This is a genomic window from Roseateles sp. P5_E11 (assembly GCF_054049355.1).
Window position 1 is genome coordinate 1 of the sequence record NZ_JBFUMO010000891.1, and the last position, 1,653, is coordinate 1,653.

The window sequence follows — 1,653 nt, forward strand, 5'->3', positions numbered from 1 at the left end:
GGCGTCAAGCTGACGCCCAAGCATTACGCGTATCTCAAGATCAGCGAAGGCTGCAACCACCGCTGTTCCTTCTGCATCATCCCCAGCATGCGCGGCGACCTGGTGTCGCGCCCCATCGGCGACGTGCTGAACGAGGCCCGCGCGCTGTTCGAGAGCGGCGTCAAGGAGCTGCTCGTCATCAGCCAGGACACGTCGGCCTATGGCGTGGACGTGAAGTACCGCATGGGCTTCTGGGACGGCAAGYCGGTCAAGACTCGCATGCTGGATCTCGTCGCCCAGCTCGGCGAGATCGCCAAGCCCTATGGCGCCTGGGTGCGCCTGCATTACGTCTACCCCTATCCGCACGTGGATGAGGTGCTGCCGATGATGGCCGAAGGCCTGGTGCTGCCATATCTGGATGTGCCCTTCCAGCATTCCCACCCCGACGTGCTCAAGCGCATGAAGCGCCCGGCCAACGGCGAGAAGAACATGGAGCGCATCCTGCGCTGGCGCGAGAGCTGCCCCGAGCTGGTCATCCGCTCGACCTTCATCGCCGGCTTCCCCGGCGAGACCGAGGCCGAGTTCCAGCATCTGCTGGACTTCATGCAGGAAGCCAGGATCGACCGCGCGGGCTGCTTTGCCTATTCGCCGGTCGAGGGCGCCAGCGCCAACGAGATCCCCGGCGCGCTGCCCAAAGAGGTGCGTGAGGAGCGCCGTGCGCGCTTCATGGCCGTGGCCGAACAGGTCTCGGCCGCCAAGCTGCAAAGCCGTGTCGGCCAGACGCTGCAGGTGCTCGTCGACTCCGCGCCGGCCCTGGGCCGCAAGGGCGGGGTGGGGCGCTCCTACGCCGACGCGCCCGAGATCGACGGCACCGTGAAGATCCTGCCGCCCGAGAAGGCCAGCAAGACGATGAAGGTGGGCGATTTCGTGCGCGCCCGCGTCGTGGCAGCGGATGGGCACGACCTGGTGGCGAGCCTGGTCTGATGAGCAAGAAGGCTCCCAGCACTCAGCTTATTCACCACCCTTACCGCGCCCCCGAAGGCTGGGATGCGGTGCCCGTACCGGTGGCCAAGGCCTCGACCGTGCTCTTCAAGAATACGGCCGATCTGCACAAGCCTAAGCCGCGTGACGGGCTGACCTACCGCTACGGCCTGCATGGCACGCCCACCAGCTACACGCTGGCCGCGCGCATCGCGACGCTGGAGCATGCCGAGCATTGCCTGCTCGTGCCGAGTGGCTTGGCGGCGGTGACGCTGCCGTCGCTGGCCGTGCTGCGGCCCGGTGACGAGGTGCTCGTGCCGGACAACGTCTATGGCCAGAACCGCTACCTGACCGAGTCGTGGCTGCCTCAATGGGGCGTCACACACCGCTTCTACGACCCGCTGACGGTGCCCAAGCTGCGTGACAACACCAAGCTGGTCTGGCTGGAGGCGGCGGGGTCGATCACGTTGGAGTTCCCTGATCTGCTCGGGACGCTTGCCGCCTGCCGTGCGCGCGGCATCACCACGGCGCTGGACAACACCTGGGGCGCCGGCCTGGCCTTCAATGGCTTCGAGCCGGCACCCTTGACCCACCCAGGGCTGGGCGCGGACATCGTCATGCAGGCGCTGACCAAATACGCCAGTGGTGGTGCCGACGTGCTGATGGGGTCGGTCTGCACGCGCGACCGCAAGC

The 1,653-nt window shown here is 67.0% G+C and carries 2 protein-coding genes; both read left to right on the forward strand.

What is annotated here, in order from left to right:
• Window positions 1–963, forward strand: a 963-nt coding sequence (gene rimO, locus ACXJKR_RS31795; RefSeq protein WP_457326248.1) for a 30S ribosomal protein S12 methylthiotransferase RimO, incomplete at its 5' end; no start/stop codon positions are given.
• On the forward strand, window positions 963–1,653 hold a 691-nt coding region (locus ACXJKR_RS31800; protein WP_457326249.1), incomplete at its 3' end, for a PLP-dependent transferase. The genes rimO and ACXJKR_RS31800, both read left to right, overlap by 1 nt.